Raw genomic sequence first — 17,096 nt, forward strand, 5'->3', positions numbered from 1 at the left:
GGATCACCCTGCGTAAGAGGGCTCCACCGTCACGCTCGGTGGCAACCAGTCATAGGCAGGCGTGCAACGCCTCGGCCAGCTCGTCCACCCGGTCGTGCTCGGCCAGCCGCGCGGTCGCGTAGGCGAACGCGTAGCCGCGCTCCGGATCGGCCCAGGCGCTGCTGCCGCCGATGCCGCCCATGCCCCAACTGCCGTCCGGCTCCCACTGCATGCCGAGCGTCCAGTGCGCGGTCCGGTCCAGCACCAGGTCCGGGCCGGCGTACTGCACCCGGGTCGCCTCGGCGACCAGCTCCGGGCCGAGCAGGCGTACCCCGTCGAGGGTGCCGCCGGCGAGCAGACCCGCGTAGAACCGGGCCAGCGCCGACGCGGTCGCGTGCAGGTTCACCGCCGGGATCTCCGCGGCCCGCCAGCGGTCGCCGTTCACCACCGCCACGTCGCGCCCGCCCGGCGGGTTGTCCAACGCCCGCGCCCGCAGCGATCCGGGCTCGCCGCGCGTCCGGTCCGGCCAGCCCGGATCGCCGTACGACAGGTCGGCGCACCGCCGCCGGTCCGCCGGCCCCAGCCCGAAGGCCAGGTCCAGGCGCCACGGGCCAGCGATCTCCTCGGCCAGGAAACGTCCCACCGAGCGCCCGTCCACCCGGCGGACCAGCTCACCCACCAGGTGCCCGTACGTCCAGGCGTGCTCGCCCGCGACGGTGCCCGGCACCCACTCGGGCTCGGCCGCGGCGAGGTCGGCGCAGAGCAGCTCCCAGTCGGTGACCGCCTCGGCGGGCCGGGGCACCGGGAAGGCGGGCAGCCCGGCGGTGTGGTCGAGCACCTGCCGCACGGTCGCCGGGGTCCGGAACCCCGGCCAGTACGCGGACACCGGGGCGTCCAGCTCGACCCGGCCCCGGTCGACCAGCAGCAGCAGGCACAGCGCCACCACCGGCTTGCCCACCGAGTAGACGTCGACCAGCGTGTCCGGCCGCCACGGCCGTCGCGCCCCCGCCGCCGGTACGACCGCGCCGGGCGGCACCGCCGCGCGGGTGCCGCCCACCAGCTCCACCACCGGGACGCCGTCGTGCCAGACGGACAGCGCCGCGCCGGTCTCCCGGCCGGTGGCGAACAGGTCGTGGAAGCAGTCCCGGACCGGGGCGAAACGCGCGCGCATCCGGCCACGGTAGGCGGTCCCCTCGTTACGGGCGGAGGAATTCCGGTCGGGTCCGGTGGCCGGGGCACCCGGCGGTGCGGAATGCTGGCGGAATGGCAGAGCCGGAACTGGTGGACGTGGTCGTGGTCGGGCTCGGCGTCGGCGGCGAGGAGGTGGCCGGGCGGCTCGCCGAGGCCGGCCTCGACGTGGTCGGCATCGAACGGGACCTGGTTGGTGGTGAGTGCCCCTACTGGGGGTGCGTGCCGAGCAAGATGATGATCCGGGCGGCCAACGCGCTGGCCGAGGCGCACCGGGTGAACGAGCTGGCCGGCTCCGCCGAGGTGCGACCCGACTGGGCGCCGGTGGCGAAGCGGATCCGGGCGGAGGCCACCGACACCTGGGACGACAAGGCGGCGGTGGACCGCTTCACCGGCAAGGGGGGCCGGTTCCTGCGCGGCGCCGGCAGGCTCGACGGCCCCAACCGGGTACGCGTCGGCGACCGGGTCTTCGAGGCCCGCTTCGGGGTGGTGCTCGGCACCGGCACCCGGCCGTCGGTCCCGCCGATCGACGGGCTGGCCGACACGCCGTACTGGACCAACCACCAGGCCATCGAGGTCGAGGAGTTGCCCGGCACGCTGCTGGTGCTCGGCGGCGGCGCGATCGGGCTGGAACTGGCCCAGGTGTTCGCCCGGTTCGGCGTGCGCGTCACCGTCGTCGAGGCCGCCGACCGGGTGCTCGCCGTCGAGGAGCCGGAGGCGTCCGCGCTCGCCGCCGAGGCGCTGCGCGCCGACGGGGTGGAGATCCGCACCGGGGTCAAGGCCGGTCGGGTCAGCCACGACGGGGACGCGTTCACCATCCACGCCGACGGCGCCACGTTCAGCGGCGAGAAGCTGCTGGTGGTGACCGGCCGCCGGGCGCACCTGGAAGAGTTGGGGCTGGACACGGTCGGCATCGACGCCACGCAGCGCTACCTGCCGGTCGACGACCGGATGCACGCCACCGAGGGCATCTGGGCGGTCGGCGACCTCACCGGTGAGGGCGCGTTCACCCACATCGCCATGTACCAGGCCGGCATCGTGGTGGCGGACGTGCTCGACCACGTGCGGCGCACCAGGGGCGGGCCCGACGCCAGCGGCACCGCCAGCGTGGTCGGCGGCGCGGCCGGCGTGGTCAGCGCCGTCGGCGGCGCGATGAGCGCGGGCGGGTCCACGGTCGCGCCGGGCAGCGTCCCGGTGGCCGACTACCGGGCCCTGCCCCGGGTCACGTTCACCGACCCCGAGGTGGGCGCCGTCGGCCTGACCGAGCAGCAGGCCCGCGACCGGGGCCTCAACGTCCAGATCGGCTACACCGACCTGACCTCGTCGACCCGGGGTTGGATCCACAAGACCGGCAACGCCGGCTTCATCAAGCTGATCGCCGACGCGGACCAGGGCGTGCTGGTCGGCGCCACCTCGGCCGGCCCGGCCGGCGGCGAGGTGCTCTCCGCGCTGGTGGTGGCCGTGCACGCGGCCGTGCCGATCAGCCAGCTCCGGCACATGATCTACGCGTACCCGACGTTCCACCGGGCCATCGAGGACGCGTTGCGGAACCTGAAGTGACGCCTCAGCCGGCCGGCGCACCGTGCCGGCCGGCCCCGGCGGCGAACCGGCCGGCGCCGCGCACCCCGTCGACCGCCAGCGACTCCATGCCGTAGGCCAGCTCCACGGCGAGCGCCTCCGGCTCCGGCCGGCCGGCGCCGTCGAGCAGCGCCGCCCGGTCGTTGCGCAGGCAGGTCTGCGGGTGCCGGGCGATCCCGGCGGCCAGCCGCTCGGCCTCCGCCCGGGCCGCACCGGGCGCGACCAGCCGGTTCACCAGCCCCATCGCGTACGCCTCGGCGGCCGGCACCGGCCGCCCGGTGAGGATCAGGTCCATCGCCCGGCTCTCCCCGATCAGCCGAGGCAGCCGCAGCGTCCCGCCGTCGATCAGCGGCACGCCCCACCGCCGACAGAACACGCCGAGCGTCGCGTCCGACTCGGCGACCCGCAGGTCGCACCAGAGCGCCAGCTCCAGGCCGCCGGCCACCGCGTACCCGGAGATCGCGGCGACGACCGGCTTGGACAGCCGCATCCGGGTCGGACCCATCGGGCCGTCGCCCTCGGCCTCGACCCGGTTGCCGCGTGGGGTGCCGATCGCCTTGAGGTCGGCGCCCGAGCAGAACGTGCCGCCCGCGCCCCAGAGCACGGCGACCGCCGCGTCCGGGTCGGCGTCGAACGCGCGGAACGCGTCGGCCAGGGCCCGGGCGGTCGGCCCGTCCACCGCGTTACGGGCCTCCGGCCGCTCCAGGATCACCGTGGTCACGCCGTCCGCGTGCTCAACCCGTACCCCCATAACCCCCCAGCATGCCCGCGACCGCGCCCGACGCGCCAGCGGAGCCCGGGCGCGCTGATTCACGGAAAGAGTGCTTATTCGGGGCGCGATGGGCACTCTTTCCGTGAATCAGCGGGCGGGGAGGGGTGGGTGAGGGGTCGGGGCCGCTACTTGATCGCGTTGGGTGGGGCCAGCCAGCGCATCGGCTGGCCGGTGACCGCGCCGACCTGGTCGAAGTCCCGGTCGTAGTGCAGCAGCGAGAGCTCGTGACATTCGGCGGTGGCGGCGACGAGCAGGTCGACGGCACCGGCCGACCGGTGCGTCCCCCGCGCGGTCAGTTCGCGCTGTGTCTCGGCCGCACGCTCGTAGATCCGGTCGGGCATCGCCACCCAGCCGAAGACGGTCCGGAGCTGATCCACCAGTTGTGCGCGGTCGGCGACGGACCGGGCGGTGTAGAGGAACTCCAGTTCGACGAGTGGACAGACGGCGACCAGCCCGGCGGTCACCGTCTGCTCCCAGCGGTCCAGCACGTCGGGGTCGCGGAGAAGCCGGACCAGAGCACTGGTGTCGATCAGGTAGTCGGCGAGCTTCACGACCGGTAGTTGCCCTTGTCGAGTAGTTCGTCGAAGTCGCCGGCCCGCCCACGACCGGCCAGTTCGGCCAGCGCGCGGGCACGGCGCAGGCGTGCCGCACCCTCGCGGAGAGCCACGTTGACCGTGTCCTTCTTGGTCTTGGTGCCGAACGCCTTGGCCGCGTCCGCCAGTGCCTCGTCGTCGACATCCACCAGGATCTTGGTCATCGCCACCCCCTATATACGGTAAGCGGTAGAAGTATATCCGCCGGCCGTGCGGCGGACCGGGTTTTGCCCGGCGTCCGGTTTGGGGGCTCTGCTGCCGGGAAGTCGGAACAGGTGCGCGAACTACTGACGAAGCTCGAACAGGCCTCCGGGCTCGACCGGGTCAGCGACCGGGTCCAGCGCGTCGTGCAGGGCACGCTGCGCTCGCAACGCGTCCGGGACGCGCTGCACGGCGTCTGGCTGGGTCATCCGCTGCACCCCGCGATGGTGCAGGTCCCGGTCGGCGCGTGGATCTCCGCCGCCGTGGTGGACCTGCTGCCCGGACAGCGCCGCGCCGCCACCGCGCTGGTCGGCCTCGGCACGGTCAGCGCGTTGCCGGCGGCCGTCGCCGGGTGGAACGACTGGGCGACGCTCTCCCGTGACCAGCGCCGGGTCGGGCTGGTGCACGCCGGCGCCAACATCGTCGGCCTGACGCTCTACGCCGGGTCGCTGGCGGCCCGGCTGAACGGGCGGCACGGGCTCGGCCGGGCGCTGGCCTACCTGGGGCTGTCCGCGGCGGGCGGCGGCGCGTACCTGGGCGGGCACCTCGCCTACAAGCAGGGGGCCCAGGTCAGCCAGAGCGTCTCCGAGCTGCACCTGATCGGTGACGGCTGGCACCCGGTGGGCGACCTAAGCAGCCTGCCGCAGCGCGAGCTGGTCACCCGGGAGATCGACGACGTCTCGGTGATCCTCTACCGGCACGGTGACGACGTCACCGTGATGCTGGAACGCTGCCCGCACCAGAGCGGCCCGCTCGGCGAGGGCGAGGTGCAGCAGATCGACGGCCACGCCTGCGTGGTGTGCCCGTGGCACGGCAGCGCGTTCCGCCTCAACGGCGGCGAGGTGGTGCACGGCCCGGCCGCCAACGACCAGGTCGTGCTGCCCACCCGCGTGGTCTCCGGCCGGGTCGAGGCCCGACTGCCCTGATCCGGCCGCCCGCGCCGGCAGCGCATTCGGCAACCGGCGCCCGCCGGCTCGCCGACCTCAGTCGCGGCGGTGCCGTCCGCTGCCCAGCGCGCGGGCCGGCACCGGCCGGCGGCGCAGCCCCAGGACGGCGCCGATCTGCGCGCCCACGATGCTCGCCACCGCCAGCACCGCCGAGATGGCCAACGGGCGGTTGATGCCCTCCTCGGCCGTGGCCCGGGACGCGCCCGCCGCCATGGCCGGCGGCTGCCCCTCCGGCGCCTCCACGGTGGGCGTGGTGTCCCGCGCCGGTGTGTGCGGCGCGGGCTTCGGCTTCGGCTTCGGTGCCGCCGAGGACGCGCCGTCCCCGCCGGGCTTCGCCGGGGCCGGCTTCGCCGGCGTCACCACCAGCCGACCGGCGGCGTGCCGGCGGGCGCCCTCGTCCACCGCGCCGCCGGGCAGTTCGAGCAGTTGACCGGGGCGGATCCGGTCCGGGTCGGCGAGCCGGTTCAACCGGGCCAGCTCCCGGTAGCTGTCGAAGTCGTCCAGGTAGCGGTCGGCCACCTCGCCCAGGTAGTCGCCCTTCGCCACCCGGTACACCGCCGGGCCGGTGGCGTCCGGTGCGGCCGACGCCGGCGTCGCGACCTGCGGCGCGGTGTACGCCGTGGTGACGGCCGGCGCGGCGACCACCGGTTGCGGCGCGGCCAGGGTGGCGGCGCTGGCCGCGGCCGGGCTCGCCGCCAGGATCAACGCCACGGAACCGACAAGCGCGGCGGCGGCCCGCTGCTGGCGGTGCATCCCGGGCAGCTTCGGCGCGGGTCGGCGCAACGCCGACGCGAGCAGTTCCACCAGTACGGAGAACGCGAACGTGGCCCAGCCGAACCAGCCCACCACGGCCAACGCCCGCAGGAAGAGCTGCCCGTCGTCGCGGCTGGTCAACGCCGTACCCACCTCGGCCAGCGTGGGCAGGTGGTCGGGCAGCGGGTTGCCGGCGAAGGCCAGCAGCGCGACCGGTCCGCCGGCCAGCAGCCCGACCAGCACGACGAGTGCGCCGAGCCCGGTGAGGACCTGGCCGGCGCGGTGGACGGCGGAGCGTCGGGGTGCACCCATGGCGGCCTTCCTTCCTACGGTCCGGTGAGCGCCCGAGCGGTGGCCTCACCGGTGACGGTGGCGGTCTTCTGCGCGCCGAAGAGCCCGATCAGGTCCCGGCGGTAGGTGATCCGGACGCGTACCCGGATCTCGGTCTCGAGGCCGACCACGGGGAAGTCGACGTCGTGGCCACCGACCCCACCCGCGGCTCTGAGGTAGTCGGCGACGGCCCTACGGGCGGCGACCTGGTCGATCCGCTTCGGACCGCCCTCGATGGCGCTCGCACGGTCGATCATCTGGCCGCCGCTGCGGGCCGCCTCGGCGGCCAGGTTGTCGGCGCGTTGCAGCGTGCGGAGCTGCCCGGCGCCGTCGTAGGCGAGGCTGACGATGGCCAGCACGCCGGTCATCGCCACGGCCAGGAACAGGCTCACCCGGCCGCTCTCCGCCCCTTGCCGCCCGGTCATCCGCGACTCCGGTAGGTGTCCAGCGGCGAGGTGAAGCGCGCCGCTACCGTCTTGCCGCCCGGCACCCCGGGCAGGCCGGGCGCGCGCAGGTCGTCGAAGGAGACGGTGCAGGTGACCGTCACCGTGACGGTCGCCGGCACGCCGGCCGCGCTCCGGTACGCGGTGGCGAAGGTGGTCTGTTGCCCGGCCACCGACCCGCTCAGGTCCAGCCTCGGCGGGGCGGTGCAGCGCAGGCCGGACCAGTTGAGCTGGTCGCGGGCCGCCTGCTCGGCGGCCTTCTCGCCGGCGCGGGCGTCGCGCGCCAGGGAGGCGGCCCGAGCGGCGTCGTGCGCGGCGGACTCCACCGCCTCGTCGGCGACGGCGGTCCGGCCGGCCACCCCGGCGAGCACCATCAGCCCGATGAACGCGGGGGCGAGCACCGCCACCTCGATCGAGACGGAACCGCGGTCCCGCGATGCCGGCCTCATCCCGTGGTCCAGCGTTCGACGGGACCGTGCGCGGTCTGCGTGACCTCGAAGTCGACGCCCGGGACGACCGACAGGGAACGCCCGCGCACCGTGCAGGTGACGTCGACGGCGGTCTCCACGCAGGTCGGTCCGTTCTTGTCCCAGCCGACCAGCCAGTCGCCGGAGCGGCGCAGGAACGTGATCGCCTGCGCCCGGCCGGCGTCCGGCCCGGCGTCGAACGTGCGTTGCGCGTTCACCCCGGTCTGCGCCGCGTTGAGCGCGGTGGACCGGGCGACGAACCAGACGCCGACCTGGATCGAGCCGAAGAGCAGCACCAGGATCGCCGGCATCATCACGGCCAGTTCGACCGGGTTGGCGCCCCGCTCGCGCCCGCCCGCGGCGAGGCGGGCGCGCAGCGTGGCGGCGATCCGCCCCGGACCGCGCGGACCGGGCCGACCGGCGGGTGCCGGTCGACTCCGGGCCGTACGGGCGGGGCGGGAGGTCACTTCGTCACCACCGGGTCCTTGTGGTCCGGGATGCTGGTCATCCAGTCCCGCGCCTTGGTCAGGGCGAGTCCGGTGACCACGACGGCCACCGCGACCAGACCGAAGATGATCACCGCGGTCGGGACCGGGCTGTCGCCGCGCTCGGCCTGGTGGCGCAGCTCGGCGAGGCGACTCCGGACCGCCGCGTAGACGTAGGTGCTGAACAGTTGCATGACCGTGCTCCTTCTCGGGGGTGGGGTTCACAGGCGGGCGAGGAACGGATAGACGGCGAAGCCGAGCAGGACGAAGACCAGCAGCGAACCGGGGATGTCCAACTTGCTGGTCACCCCCTCGGCCCGGGTCAGGTTGTCGGTGCGGATCTGGTCGCGCAGCGAGTCGGCGCGGGAACGCAACGTCTCGTGCACCTGCGCGCCCTCGCTGCCGGAGGAGCGCATGATGGCGCCCACATCGCCCAGCTCCGGGATGCCGATCCGGTCGGCCAGGTCCTGCAACTCGTCCCACGGCGAGTGCATCTGGAGCTGGGCGAGCCGCAGCGCCTCCCGGATCCGGTCGAAGACCCAGCCGTCGCAGACCGCCGCCGCGCGTTCCAGCGACTGCACCGGGCCGTGCGCGGCGGAGAGCTGCAACGCCACCAGGTCGAGGTAGGTGCAGACAGCCTGCCGGAACTCGTCCCGGGCGGCGTTGGCCTTGTCGAGCACCGAGCGGTGCGCGACCAGTCCGGCGAGCAGGGCCAGGCCGAGGCTGGCCAGCACCGGCACGGCCACCGGCACGGACACCCCGCCGAGGAAGAGCACGGCCGAGAGGACCGCCGGCGTGGCGAACCCGATCAGCGCGGAGAGCAGCACCGACAGGGCGTACTGCTCCGGGGTCCGGTCGAGCAGCGCGAGCTGCCGGGTCGGCGGGCGCAGCCAACGGGCGAAGCCGCCGAGCCAGTCCGGCCCCGCGCCGGCCGCCGGGGCCTGACCGGGCGGCTGGTGCAGCCGGCGCAGCGCCGGGCCGAGCGCCGGGGTGGCCGGCAGCGCCTCGCGGACCACGAGGAAGAGGCCGAGCCCGACCGCCGACCCGCCCAGCACCGCCGCCGCGAGTTGCCAGTTCAGGATCATGCGATCGCCTCCTCCGGATCGGGCGCCGGCAGGAAGCGCGCCGGGCGCGGCGGCTGGCTCATCGACCGCACCCAGACCAGCAGCCCGATGAAGGCCGCGCCGAGCACCGCCATCACGAGCTGGCCGGTGACCGTGCCGTAGGGGCGGATGTAGTCGCTGTTCACCAGCCCGTACGCCAGCGTGGCGAGCGTCATGCCGGTGAGGAAGCGGACCGCGAACCGCGGCTGGGTCCGCTTCGCCTCCACCTCGCGCCGGGTGGCCACCTCGGCGGAGGCGGCGCCGGCGATCGAGCGGAGCACGTCGCCGAGGCGCTCGCCCCGATCGGTGAGGTGCAGGATCAGCGCGGCCACCACCTGGTCGGCCACCGGGTCGGCGATCTCGTCGGCGAAGGCGAGCAGCGCGGACTTCGCCGACCAGCCGGCCTGGAGGCGGGCGGCCAGCGTGCGTACCTCCTCCTGGATCTCCTCCGGCGCGGTGGTGATGGTGCCGACGATGGCCTGCTGGAGCCCCTGCCCGGTGGCCGAGATGTCCTTCAGACGGCGGGTCCACTCGCCGACCGCCTCGACCCGGGCGATGGCCCGCTGCTCGGCCCGGCCGACCGCGAACAACCACGGCACCCCGGGCACCGCGAGCGCCACCAGCAGGCCCACCACCGGCAGGCCGGTGAGCAGGAACGCCAGCGCGCCGGCCACCACCGCGCCCCCGAGCAGCAGTTGGTGACGCCGCTGGTCGGCGTGGCTGGCGCCGGCGCCGGTCCAGAGCCGGCTCAGGCCCGGCCCGGCGCCGCCCGGCGTCGATCCCGGCGGCCGGCGGGTGCCGACCAGCGCGACCACGGTCAGCACCAGCCCGGCCACGCAGGCCGCGCCGGAGACCAGCGCGATCAGCTCGATCTGCGTCATGCCGGACCCCCGTTCGGCCGCCGCCCGAGGCGGGTGTGCCGGGGTCGCCGCCAGGCGCCGACGCCGGCCTCGACGAACCGGGTGAGCAGCCGGGCGTCGTAGCCGACGCGCAGCAGTTGGTCGCGGATCCGCTCCGGCAGGTGGCGGGGGACCGCCCGGCCGTCCGGCCCCGGACCGAAGACCGTGGTGGTGGTGATCCGGTTGCCCTCGCCGACGCCGATGACCTCCTCGACGTGCGAGACGAAGCGGTGCTTGCGGCCACCGATCGCGGTCTCGTCCTCCACCGTGACGTAGACGATCAGGTCGAGCGCGTTGCCGGCCATCCGGCGCGCCTGGTCGACAGTCATCTCCCGGCCGTGGGAGAGCGCCAGCTCGATGATCCGTTCGCTCACCCCGGCCGGGGTACGGGCGTGGATGGTGCACATCGACCCGCGGCTGGTGGTCATCGCCTGGAGCATCGGCACGATCTCCCGGGACCGCACCTCGCCGACGATGATCCGCAGCACGCCCATCCGCAGCGACACCGGGATCAGGTCGGCGATGCTGACCTCACCGGCCGGTCGCCCGTCCGCGCCGCGTTCGCCGTGCCCCTCCCGGGACTCGAAGCTCATCACCGCCCGGTGCTTGTGCCCGCGTCGGGCCGGCAGCAGCTCCCGGCTCTCCTCCAGCAGCACGTACGGCTCGTCGGCCGGGATGTCGTCCATCAGCGCCCGGATGACAGTGGTCTTGCCGGCCCCGGCCAGCCCGGCGACCATGATGTTCAGCCCGGCCCGCATGGACGCGCGGAGGAAGTCGCGCAGCAGCGGGTCGATCATCTCGTCAAGGTCGGGCCGGCCGCCGGCGATGTCCTCCAGGCTCACGTCCAGCGTGTTGTGCTTGCGGATCACCGCGTACGGGCGGTGGCTGACCAGGAAGACCGCGGCGAGCCGGCTGCCGTCGGGCAGTTGCAGGTCGAGCGTGGGCTTGGAGGTGGAGAGCGACCGCTCGGTGGCGCCGGCCCGACGGGCCGCCGCCTGGAGGATCTCCACCAGCTCGTCGTCCGTCTCGGCGATCGGCTCGGACCAGTCGACGCCGCCACCGTGCCGGGTGATGCGCACCTGGTCGCAGCCGAGGATGTGCACCTCCTCGATGGTGTCGTCGACCAGCAGCGTCTGGAGCCGGCCCAGCCCGACCAGTTCGGCGGTCACCTGGTCGAGCAGCATCCGTTCCGCGTCGGCGGGCATCGGCGTGCCGGCCCGGCGCACCGAGTCGGCGTACGCGGAGACCACCGCGACGGCCAGCCGGGCCCGTTCGACCTCCTCGGCGTCGGCGTCGAACTCCCGCCCACGCTGCCAGTGGGTGAGTCGCTCGCTCAGTTCCCGGCGCAGCTCGCGGACGACCGCGAAGTCGACCCGGGGCCGGGGCGGCGCCACCGGCGGCGGGGCGGGGAGCGCCGGGCCGGCCACGTGGTGCCGTCCGTTCGGCGGGGCCAGCGGCGGGACCGTGGAGACGACGCCGGGTTGCTGCCCGCGCGGGTCGTGCGAGACCGGCTCAAACCGCACCGGGCACCCCCGGCGCGCTCACCGCTGGCGTGGCGGTCACGCCGGGCCAGGACAGGCGGGCCCGGCGTCGGTCCAGCAGCGCCCGGACCGGCACCTCCAACGCGCCGGCCGCGCGCATGAGCGGCCGGTTGGCGCGTACGGTGCCGCCGCGGCCGAGCACCTCGGCGGTACGCGGGTCGTGCGGCAGCCGGGCGATCACCGGCAGCCGCAGCGCCTTGCTGATCTCGCTGGTGCCGTGCCCGTCGCCGACCACCAGCAGGCGCAGGTTGCCCGGGGGGACGCGGTGCTCGGTGAGGTCCCGTTCGATCGCCCGGACCGTGGCCCGGGTGGCGGAGAGGTCGGGCAGGTGCGCGCGGGTGACCAGCAGCACCACCGCGGCGGCCCGCAGCAGCGGCCAGGGTGGACCGCCGACCGCCAGCCGACCGCAGTCGACCAGCACGTCGTACGGGGGCACGCCCCGTTCCAGCCCGCTGAAGTAGTCGGCGAACCGCTGCCAGAGCGGGATCACGCTGCCGGCCTGCGCCGGGTCGACCACGCCGGGCAGCAGCAGCCGCTCGCGGTGGGGCGCGTCCAGGTCGACCAGCTGGGACCAGAACGTGCTCTCCAGGCTGCCGTCGCGCAGCTCACCGACGGCCAGCTCGCCGATGCCGCGCGGGCCGTCGAGCGCGCCGCCCAGGTAGCCGGCGAGGATGGAGCCGCCCGACGGGTCGCACTCGGCCAGCACGAGCCGGCGGTGCCAGCTCAACGCGGCGGCCAGCGCGGTGGTGGTGACGCCGGGCGAACCCTTCGCCGAGACCAGGGCGATGATCGCCATCAGGCCGCCTCGGTGAGCACGAGCGCGATCCGGTCGTCGGCGGCCAGCACCACCACCGCCGGCACGTCCCGGACGGCAAGCGCCAGGTAGACCACCACGTCGCCGCTCTCCGGCGTGGCGCTGTCGATCACGGTGGCCGCGAACCGGGTGCCGCCGCCACGGGCCGCGTCGGAGCCGCTGGTGCCGGCGCTCGGCGTGCTGACCAGCAGCACCTTGTCGCCGGGGTGCAGTTCGCGGGCGGGCACCTGGTCGGACGCCAGCCCCAGCGCGATCTGCTGCTGGCCGGGGCCGAGCAGCGGCGCGTCGGTGAGCTGGGCCGGGGTGAGCAGCGTGCCCGGGGTGAGCCGGACCGCGGCGCGCAGGCCGAGCAGCTCCTTCAGCCGGTCGGCCGGCACCGGCCGCAGTTCGCGCCCGCCGGAGACGCGGACCGGCACCAGGTCGTCGGCGGTGATCTGCTGGCCCACCTCGACCGGCCGGGCGACCGCCAGGTAGCTGCCGGTGGACCGGACCGAGGTGACCGCGAACGCCGCGCCCAGCCCGCCCAACGCGATCAGCAGGATCGCCAGGCCGAGCAGGCCGGGCCGGATGCGCCGCTGCCGGACCACCTTGGGCGGCGCCACGGGCGCCTCGACCGGGGTCCCGTTCCGGGCTGCCACCACACTCATCGGGTCACCACCTGGAGTTCGTTGATCTGCACCGGGACGACGCCGCTGACCCGGCTCTGGTCGATCTGGCCGCTCTCCCCGCCGCTGGACGACCACTCGACGGTCCAGAACGTGGTGGCGTAGACCCGGTAGGTGCCGGCCTTGGGGTAGCCGTTGGGCAGGCCGCAGTCGGGTGACGGGGCGCCGGCGTGCGACCCGCTGGAGCTGTAGGGCGTCCCCGGCCCGTGGCACTCGACGTCGAGGCCGTCGCCCATGTGCCAGACGATCCGGCCCACCTTCGCGGTGATCGAGACGGTGAGGCCCCGCTCCGACGCGGAGGCGCTCAGCGGTCCGAAGTAGGAGGCGCCGGGGCTGGCCCACATCCAGACCGGCAGCCCGACCAGCCCCGGCCCCTTGCTGCGCCGGGGCGCGACGGCCGCCCGGGGCGGCAGCAGCGAGATCGAGGCCAGCGCGCGACGGGCCAGTTCCTCCGGGTCGGGCGGGGTGCCGAAGCCGCCCGGCGGCGCGTCGAGCAGCACGTTTCCCTGCTGGCCGGTGGCGCCGCCGACGCAACTGGCCGTGTACCACTGCTTGCCGTCGGGCGCGGGGAGTTGGGGCTCGGTCAGCTTGTAGTAGCAGCCGTCGCTGTTGTTGAACCAGCCCATCACGTCGTCGTAGCACTTGACGACCTGGCCGTTCCACTGGCACTTCGCGGTGCCGCCCCCGTTGCCGCCTCCGCCGCCGTCATCGCCGCCGCCCGGCCCGCCGCCGCCGCCCGGGACGCCCGGGTCGTCGTCCCAGACGTCGCAGTTGGTCTGGTCGGGCGGGCAGGAGCCGCCGGTGTCGGCGGCCCGCGCGGGCGTGCCGGTCAGCGTCAGCAGCACGGCCAGGCCGGCGACGAACCACCGGCGGCGGGGCGTCCCGGCCCGGTGGGCCGGGACGCTCCCTCCTCCCCAGGTCAGCACGGCTGGTCCTGGTGCGCGGCGCCGGAGTTGATCAGCCACCGGCCGTCCGGGTAGCGGGCCGCGGTCGCGGTGGCGAGATACCGTCCGCCCCGGGCACCGGGCACGGCCTTGCGGTCCTTGGCGTAGACCAGCCGGTAGTCGGTCGCGTCCAGGCAGTCCTGGATCTCGACGGTGGGCGTTTCGGCGACCAGGTCGACCGAGACCACAGTGGGGGTGGAAACCAGTTTTCCGGTACGCATCGCGCCGTGCTCCTTCGCGTCACGAATTGCCAGCCGCACCTGGGTCAGCAGCGGGTCGGCCAGAAATCGGTCGAGTGCGGGATGGCGGGGATCGCTGCGGGCGCTCGCCGTCCGGGACGCGGCGAGATAGCCGGAATAGGCGGTGAGTGCCGCTTTTTCGGCCGCCTTCTCCTCGGCGGTGGAATGGGCGGCGGGCGCGGCGGCGCGGCCGGTCAGCGGGCCGGTGGTCGCCTCGGGACCAGTGCCGCAGCCGGCGAGGCCGACCGCCAGCACCAGGCCGATCAGGCAACTTTCCCATCGGTGGGATTGCCATGTGCGCAACGCCGAGCCCTCCTCGGTGCCGGCCCGGTGCGGTCGCGCGGAGCGCTCCGGGCATGCGGAAGTGCGCCCGGATCTGTCGGACCGGACCTCGACCGCCACCGTGTGCATTTACCTGTGCTGATCTTCGTCAAATGTGGAAGTGATGTCTCCGGTCCGCCTCCGACGCCATTGAGCGGGGGTTGCGTCGTACCCAAGGGGCGAGCATAGGCTGACGTCCGCCGATGCAACAGAGGCAATTCACGTGAACACGGTGAGTGAAGATGGGTGGTGGCGGCCGGTGGCGTTCCGGGCGGTGACGAGCGGGTCGTCCACGGCCTTCCCGGTGGTCGGAGTGCGCGCACCCGCACCCGTCCCGCCGCCCCCGCCGGCCGGTCGCCGCGCCGCCGGTATGGGTGGTGTGCACCCCGCTCGTCCGATCCGTCCCACCGGTCGACAGGTCCCGGCACGTGACGCCGGTACCCCCCGCGCCGGGTCCCCGCCGGACGCCGCTTTCCGCGCCATGCGCGACACACCGAGCACGCCGACGTCACTCTGCGTGCTCCGTAGTGGAACCGCCGGCGACCGGACGGGGGAGCCGGCATGACCACCGAACGGGTCCGCCACCCCGACCGGCCGGCCGTCACCCGCCGCCCGCTCGTCCGGCTGCTGGCCACCCTCGCGGTCGTGCCGCCGGTCCGGCTGGCGGTGGCGCGCTACGCCGTACCGCCGGATCGCCCGGACCGGACGGCGTGCGACGCCTGCGGCACGCCGATCGGGCTGGACCGGCCGCTGCCCGCGCTCGGGCCGGCGGCCCGCTGCGCGGGCTGCCGGGCGCGGGTCGGCGCGCCACCGGCGGTGGCGGAGGCGGCGCTCGCGGTCGCCGTCGCGGTGCTGGCGTTGGCCGGCGGGCTGCCCGGCGCGCGTCTGGCGCTGGCCTGGTGGCTCGCCTGGGCGGTGCCGATGGCGCTGGTGGACGCCGCGGCGCACCGGCTGCCCGACCGGCTGACCTGGCCCGCCGCCGGCGGCACCGCGCTGCTGCTCGGGGCGACCGCGCTGGCCGGGCCCGGCCCGACGCCCTGGGTGCGGGCCGTCGCGGCGGGCCTGGCGCTCGGCGCCGGCTTCGCGGCCACCACCGTGCTGTTCGGCGCGCGCGGCTTCGGCCTCGGCGACGCCAAGCTGGCCCTGGGCGCGGGCGCGTTGCTCGGCTGGTACGGCTGGCCGGTGCTGGTGGCCGGGCTGGTGCTCGCGGTGACCCTGGCCGCGCTGGCCGGGCTGGTGCTGCTCGCCGCGCGACGGGTCCGCTGGCGCAGCCACCTGCCGTTCGGACCGTTCCTCATCCTCGGCACCGCCGCCACGCTGCTGCTCACCACCTGAGACGGTTGTGCGGCCACCCCAGCCCGCAGGTAAGGAGGGGCCCCCGCTTAACGCATTCGGTAGAGGAGGGGCCCCCGCTTAACACCCACACCCGTCACGGCTGCTGGGCCGGCACGCCGGACATCCGCTCGACGATCTTCTCCAGCGCCTCGAACGCGTACGCCCAGTTGTGGCACTTGAAGCTGCGCAGCCCGGTGATCGGGGTGCGGCAGTCGGCACAGTGGACGCCGGGCACCGCGTCCGGCACCTCGGTGTTGACGTACTTCCGCTCGCCGAGCACCACCCGGGCGATCATCGCCGTGTCGTGCACCCCGTGCAGCGCGGACGAGACGATGTCGTACCAGGTCACCCGGCGTCCGCACTTCGGACAGTCCGGCTCGTCGCCGCTGACCCACAGCGGCGCCCCGATGCTGTGCGCCGGGATGTTCAGCAGCCGCTCCAGCCGACGTACGTCCGCCTCCGGGGTGGTCCACCGGTGCCGCCCCGGCAGCGAGGCGGGCGAGTCGTAGACGGCGCGGAACAGCGCCGGGTCGACCTCCACGGTCTGCCGTCGATCGGTCATCGGTGCCTCCTGGGAACAACGGGTCAGCGGTTCGTCGCCCAGGGTGCTACACATCAGGGCGTGACGGCTGCTGAAACGCGACCCAACGTCGCCCGGATGTACGACTACTACCTGGGCGGTTGCCACAACTTCGCGGTCGACCGGGCCGCCGCGGAGGAGATCCTGAAGATCTTCCCGGACACCGGCGTGGCGGCCCAGACCAACCGCGCGTTCCTGCGCCGGGCGGTGCGCTGGGCGGCCGAGCGGGGCGTACGCCAGTTCCTCGACGTCGGCGCCGGGCTGCCCACCCAGGGCAACGTGCACGAGGTGGTCCGCGCGGTGAACCCGGACGCCCGGGTGGTCTACGTGGACACCGACGAGGTGGCCGTCGCGTACGCCCGGCGGTTGCTGCCCACCGACGGCGGCCGCACCGTGGTGGTCCGCGGTGACCTGCGGCGGCCCGACGAGCTGCTGGCCGACCCGACGCTGCGCGCGACGCTCGACCTCACCGAGCCGGTGGCGCTGCTGCTGGTCGCGGTGCTGCACTTCGTGCCCGACGCGGACGACCCGTGGGCGGCCGTGGCCCGGCTGCGCGACGCCACCGCCCCCGGCAGTCTGCTCGCGCTCTCCCACCTGACGATGGACGGCGCCCCGCCGTTGCCCGCGCGGGCGGGCACCGAGGTCTACCGGCGCAGCAGCGCGCCGCTGGTGCCCCGCACCCACGCCGACGTGGCCCGATTCCTCGACGGGTACGACCTGGTCGAGCCCGGTCTGGTCCGGCTGGCCGACTGGCGGCCGGACGGCGAGCCGCGAGCGGCGGTGTCGCACGGTTACGGCGGGGTGGGGGTGCGTCGCTGACCTCCCGACGCTATCCAAGTTAGCAAGCATCGGGCGTCTGCGGTATCGGTCGACGAACCGATGAAACCGGTGGGAAATCCCCGTTAGATTCGCCGAGCTG

At 74.9% G+C, this 17,096-nt stretch carries 21 protein-coding genes; 4 read left to right on the forward strand and 17 right to left on the reverse strand.

Annotation, left to right across the window (positions count from 1 at the left end):
• Positions 1–49: 49 nt before the first annotated feature.
• On the reverse strand, positions 50–1,150 hold the full coding sequence (locus ACH495_RS01945) for a serine hydrolase domain-containing protein (RefSeq protein ID WP_396855884.1): 1,101 nt from the start codon (positions 1,148–1,150) through the stop codon (positions 50–52).
• A gap of 92 nt (positions 1,151–1,242) precedes the next feature.
• On the opposite strand from ACH495_RS01945, the gene ACH495_RS01950 reads away from it, so the two are divergent.
• Entirely contained in the window at positions 1,243–2,727 is a 1,485-nt protein-coding gene (locus ACH495_RS01950) for a dihydrolipoyl dehydrogenase family protein (protein WP_396855885.1), read from the forward strand.
• A gap of 4 nt (positions 2,728–2,731) precedes the next feature.
• On the opposite strand, the gene ACH495_RS01955 is transcribed toward ACH495_RS01950, so the two are convergent.
• From ACH495_RS01955 to ACH495_RS01965, 3 genes are all read right to left on the reverse strand, one after another.
• On the reverse strand, positions 2,732–3,496 hold the full coding sequence (locus ACH495_RS01955) for a crotonase/enoyl-CoA hydratase family protein (RefSeq protein ID WP_396855886.1): 765 nt from the start codon (positions 3,494–3,496) through the stop codon (positions 2,732–2,734).
• A gap of 146 nt (positions 3,497–3,642) precedes the next feature.
• Positions 3,643–4,068, reverse strand: a complete 426-nt coding sequence (locus ACH495_RS01960; RefSeq protein WP_396855887.1) for a PIN domain nuclease — start codon at positions 4,066–4,068, stop codon at positions 3,643–3,645.
• Positions 4,065–4,274: a type II toxin-antitoxin system VapB family antitoxin gene (locus tag ACH495_RS01965; RefSeq protein WP_396855888.1), complete on the reverse strand. Its 210-nt coding sequence runs from the start codon at positions 4,272–4,274 to the stop codon at positions 4,065–4,067. The genes ACH495_RS01960 and ACH495_RS01965 overlap by 4 nt, the downstream gene beginning before the upstream one ends.
• A 111-nt stretch (positions 4,275–4,385) precedes the next feature.
• On the opposite strand from ACH495_RS01965, the gene ACH495_RS01970 reads away from it, so the two are divergent.
• A complete protein-coding gene (locus ACH495_RS01970; RefSeq protein WP_396855889.1) occupies positions 4,386–5,237 on the forward strand; it encodes a Rieske 2Fe-2S domain-containing protein in 852 nt (283 codons plus the stop codon).
• Positions 5,238–5,294: 57 nt separating this feature from the next.
• Here ACH495_RS01970 and ACH495_RS01975 read toward each other — a convergent pair whose 3' ends face one another.
• From ACH495_RS01975 to ACH495_RS02030, 12 genes are all read right to left on the reverse strand, one after another.
• Entirely contained in the window at positions 5,295–6,323 is a 1,029-nt protein-coding gene (locus ACH495_RS01975; RefSeq protein ID WP_396855890.1) for a LysM peptidoglycan-binding domain-containing protein, read from the reverse strand.
• Between the two features lie 14 nt (positions 6,324–6,337).
• A complete protein-coding gene (locus tag ACH495_RS01980; protein ID WP_396855891.1) occupies positions 6,338–6,766 on the reverse strand; it encodes a hypothetical protein in 429 nt (142 codons plus the stop codon).
• Entirely contained in the window at positions 6,763–7,233 is a 471-nt protein-coding gene (locus tag ACH495_RS01985) for a TadE/TadG family type IV pilus assembly protein (protein WP_396855892.1), read from the reverse strand. Before ACH495_RS01985 ends, ACH495_RS01980 begins: the two co-directional genes overlap by 4 nt.
• Positions 7,230–7,640: a TadE/TadG family type IV pilus assembly protein gene (locus ACH495_RS01990; RefSeq protein WP_396856497.1), complete on the reverse strand. Its 411-nt coding sequence runs from the start codon at positions 7,638–7,640 to the stop codon at positions 7,230–7,232. The genes ACH495_RS01985 and ACH495_RS01990 overlap by 4 nt, the downstream gene beginning before the upstream one ends.
• A 74-nt stretch (positions 7,641–7,714) precedes the next feature.
• On the reverse strand, positions 7,715–7,930 hold the full coding sequence (locus tag ACH495_RS01995) for a hypothetical protein (protein WP_343444108.1): 216 nt from the start codon (positions 7,928–7,930) through the stop codon (positions 7,715–7,717).
• A 27-nt stretch (positions 7,931–7,957) separates the two neighbouring features.
• Entirely contained in the window at positions 7,958–8,818 is an 861-nt protein-coding gene (locus tag ACH495_RS02000) for a type II secretion system F family protein (RefSeq protein WP_396856498.1), read from the reverse strand.
• Positions 8,818–9,774 carry a type II secretion system F family protein gene (locus ACH495_RS02005; protein WP_396856499.1) on the reverse strand — a complete coding sequence of 319 codons (957 nt, stop codon included), beginning with the start codon at positions 9,772–9,774 and terminating at the stop codon, positions 8,818–8,820. The genes ACH495_RS02000 and ACH495_RS02005 overlap by 1 nt, the downstream gene beginning before the upstream one ends.
• On the reverse strand, positions 9,717–11,261 hold the full coding sequence (locus tag ACH495_RS02010; protein ID WP_396855893.1) for a CpaF family protein: 1,545 nt from the start codon (positions 11,259–11,261) through the stop codon (positions 9,717–9,719). The genes ACH495_RS02005 and ACH495_RS02010 overlap by 58 nt, the downstream gene beginning before the upstream one ends.
• Positions 11,251–12,075, reverse strand: coding sequence for a ParA family protein (locus tag ACH495_RS02015; protein ID WP_396855894.1), 825 nt, complete (start codon positions 12,073–12,075; stop codon positions 11,251–11,253). The genes ACH495_RS02010 and ACH495_RS02015 overlap by 11 nt, the downstream gene beginning before the upstream one ends.
• Complete coding sequence (locus ACH495_RS02020; RefSeq protein WP_396855895.1) at positions 12,075–12,740, reverse strand: SAF domain-containing protein; 666 nt, start codon at positions 12,738–12,740, stop codon at positions 12,075–12,077. The genes ACH495_RS02015 and ACH495_RS02020 overlap by 1 nt, the downstream gene beginning before the upstream one ends.
• Entirely contained in the window at positions 12,737–13,684 is a 948-nt protein-coding gene (locus ACH495_RS02025) for a hypothetical protein (protein WP_396855896.1), read from the reverse strand. The genes ACH495_RS02020 and ACH495_RS02025 overlap by 4 nt, the downstream gene beginning before the upstream one ends.
• The gene (locus tag ACH495_RS02030) at positions 13,678–14,244 is read right to left on the reverse strand and encodes a hypothetical protein (RefSeq protein WP_396856500.1); all 567 of its coding nucleotides are present in this window, start codon (positions 14,242–14,244) and stop codon (positions 13,678–13,680) included. Before ACH495_RS02030 ends, ACH495_RS02025 begins: the two co-directional genes overlap by 7 nt.
• 579 nt (positions 14,245–14,823) lie before the next feature.
• Here ACH495_RS02030 and ACH495_RS02035 point away from each other — a divergent pair.
• Complete coding sequence (locus ACH495_RS02035) at positions 14,824–15,597, forward strand: prepilin peptidase (protein ID WP_396855897.1); 774 nt, start codon at positions 14,824–14,826, stop codon at positions 15,595–15,597.
• Between the two features lie 94 nt (positions 15,598–15,691).
• On the opposite strand, the gene ACH495_RS02040 is transcribed toward ACH495_RS02035, so the two are convergent.
• Positions 15,692–16,159, reverse strand: coding sequence for a hypothetical protein (locus ACH495_RS02040; protein ID WP_396855898.1), 468 nt, complete (start codon positions 16,157–16,159; stop codon positions 15,692–15,694).
• A 60-nt stretch (positions 16,160–16,219) separates the two neighbouring features.
• On the opposite strand from ACH495_RS02040, the gene ACH495_RS02045 reads away from it, so the two are divergent.
• The gene (locus tag ACH495_RS02045) at positions 16,220–16,996 is read left to right on the forward strand and encodes an SAM-dependent methyltransferase (protein WP_396855899.1); all 777 of its coding nucleotides are present in this window, start codon (positions 16,220–16,222) and stop codon (positions 16,994–16,996) included.
• The last annotated feature ends 100 nt before the right edge of the window (positions 16,997–17,096 follow it).

This window comes from Micromonospora sp. NPDC018662, assembly GCF_044391475.1.
Taxonomy (GTDB): domain Bacteria; phylum Actinomycetota; class Actinomycetes; order Mycobacteriales; family Micromonosporaceae; genus Micromonospora.

What these genes read in the sequence shown, in the direction of transcription:
- ACH495_RS01945 (WP_396855884.1), bottom strand. Translation starts at nt 1,150, where the DNA reads ATGCGCGCGCGTTTCGCCCCGGTCCGGGACTGCTTCCACGACCTGTTC.
- ACH495_RS01950 (WP_396855885.1), top strand. Translation starts at nt 1,243, where the DNA reads ATGGCAGAGCCGGAACTGGTGGACGTGGTCGTGGTCGGGCTCGGCGTC.
- ACH495_RS01955 (WP_396855886.1), bottom strand. Translation starts at nt 3,496, where the DNA reads ATGGGGGTACGGGTTGAGCACGCGGACGGCGTGACCACGGTGATCCTG.
- ACH495_RS01965 (WP_396855888.1), bottom strand. Translation starts at nt 4,274, where the DNA reads ATGACCAAGATCCTGGTGGATGTCGACGACGAGGCACTGGCGGACGCG.
- ACH495_RS01975 (WP_396855890.1), bottom strand. Translation starts at nt 6,323, where the DNA reads ATGGGTGCACCCCGACGCTCCGCCGTCCACCGCGCCGGCCAGGTCCTC.
- ACH495_RS01980 (WP_396855891.1), bottom strand. Translation starts at nt 6,766, where the DNA reads ATGACCGGGCGGCAAGGGGCGGAGAGCGGCCGGGTGAGCCTGTTCCTG.
- ACH495_RS01985 (WP_396855892.1), bottom strand. Translation starts at nt 7,233, where the DNA reads ATGAGGCCGGCATCGCGGGACCGCGGTTCCGTCTCGATCGAGGTGGCG.
- ACH495_RS01995 (WP_343444108.1), bottom strand. Translation starts at nt 7,930, where the DNA reads ATGCAACTGTTCAGCACCTACGTCTACGCGGCGGTCCGGAGTCGCCTC.
- ACH495_RS02015 (WP_396855894.1), bottom strand. Translation starts at nt 12,075, where the DNA reads ATGGCGATCATCGCCCTGGTCTCGGCGAAGGGTTCGCCCGGCGTCACC.
- ACH495_RS02020 (WP_396855895.1), bottom strand. Translation starts at nt 12,740, where the DNA reads ATGAGTGTGGTGGCAGCCCGGAACGGGACCCCGGTCGAGGCGCCCGTG.
- ACH495_RS02035 (WP_396855897.1), top strand. Translation starts at nt 14,824, where the DNA reads ATGACCACCGAACGGGTCCGCCACCCCGACCGGCCGGCCGTCACCCGC.
- ACH495_RS02040 (WP_396855898.1), bottom strand. Translation starts at nt 16,159, where the DNA reads ATGACCGATCGACGGCAGACCGTGGAGGTCGACCCGGCGCTGTTCCGC.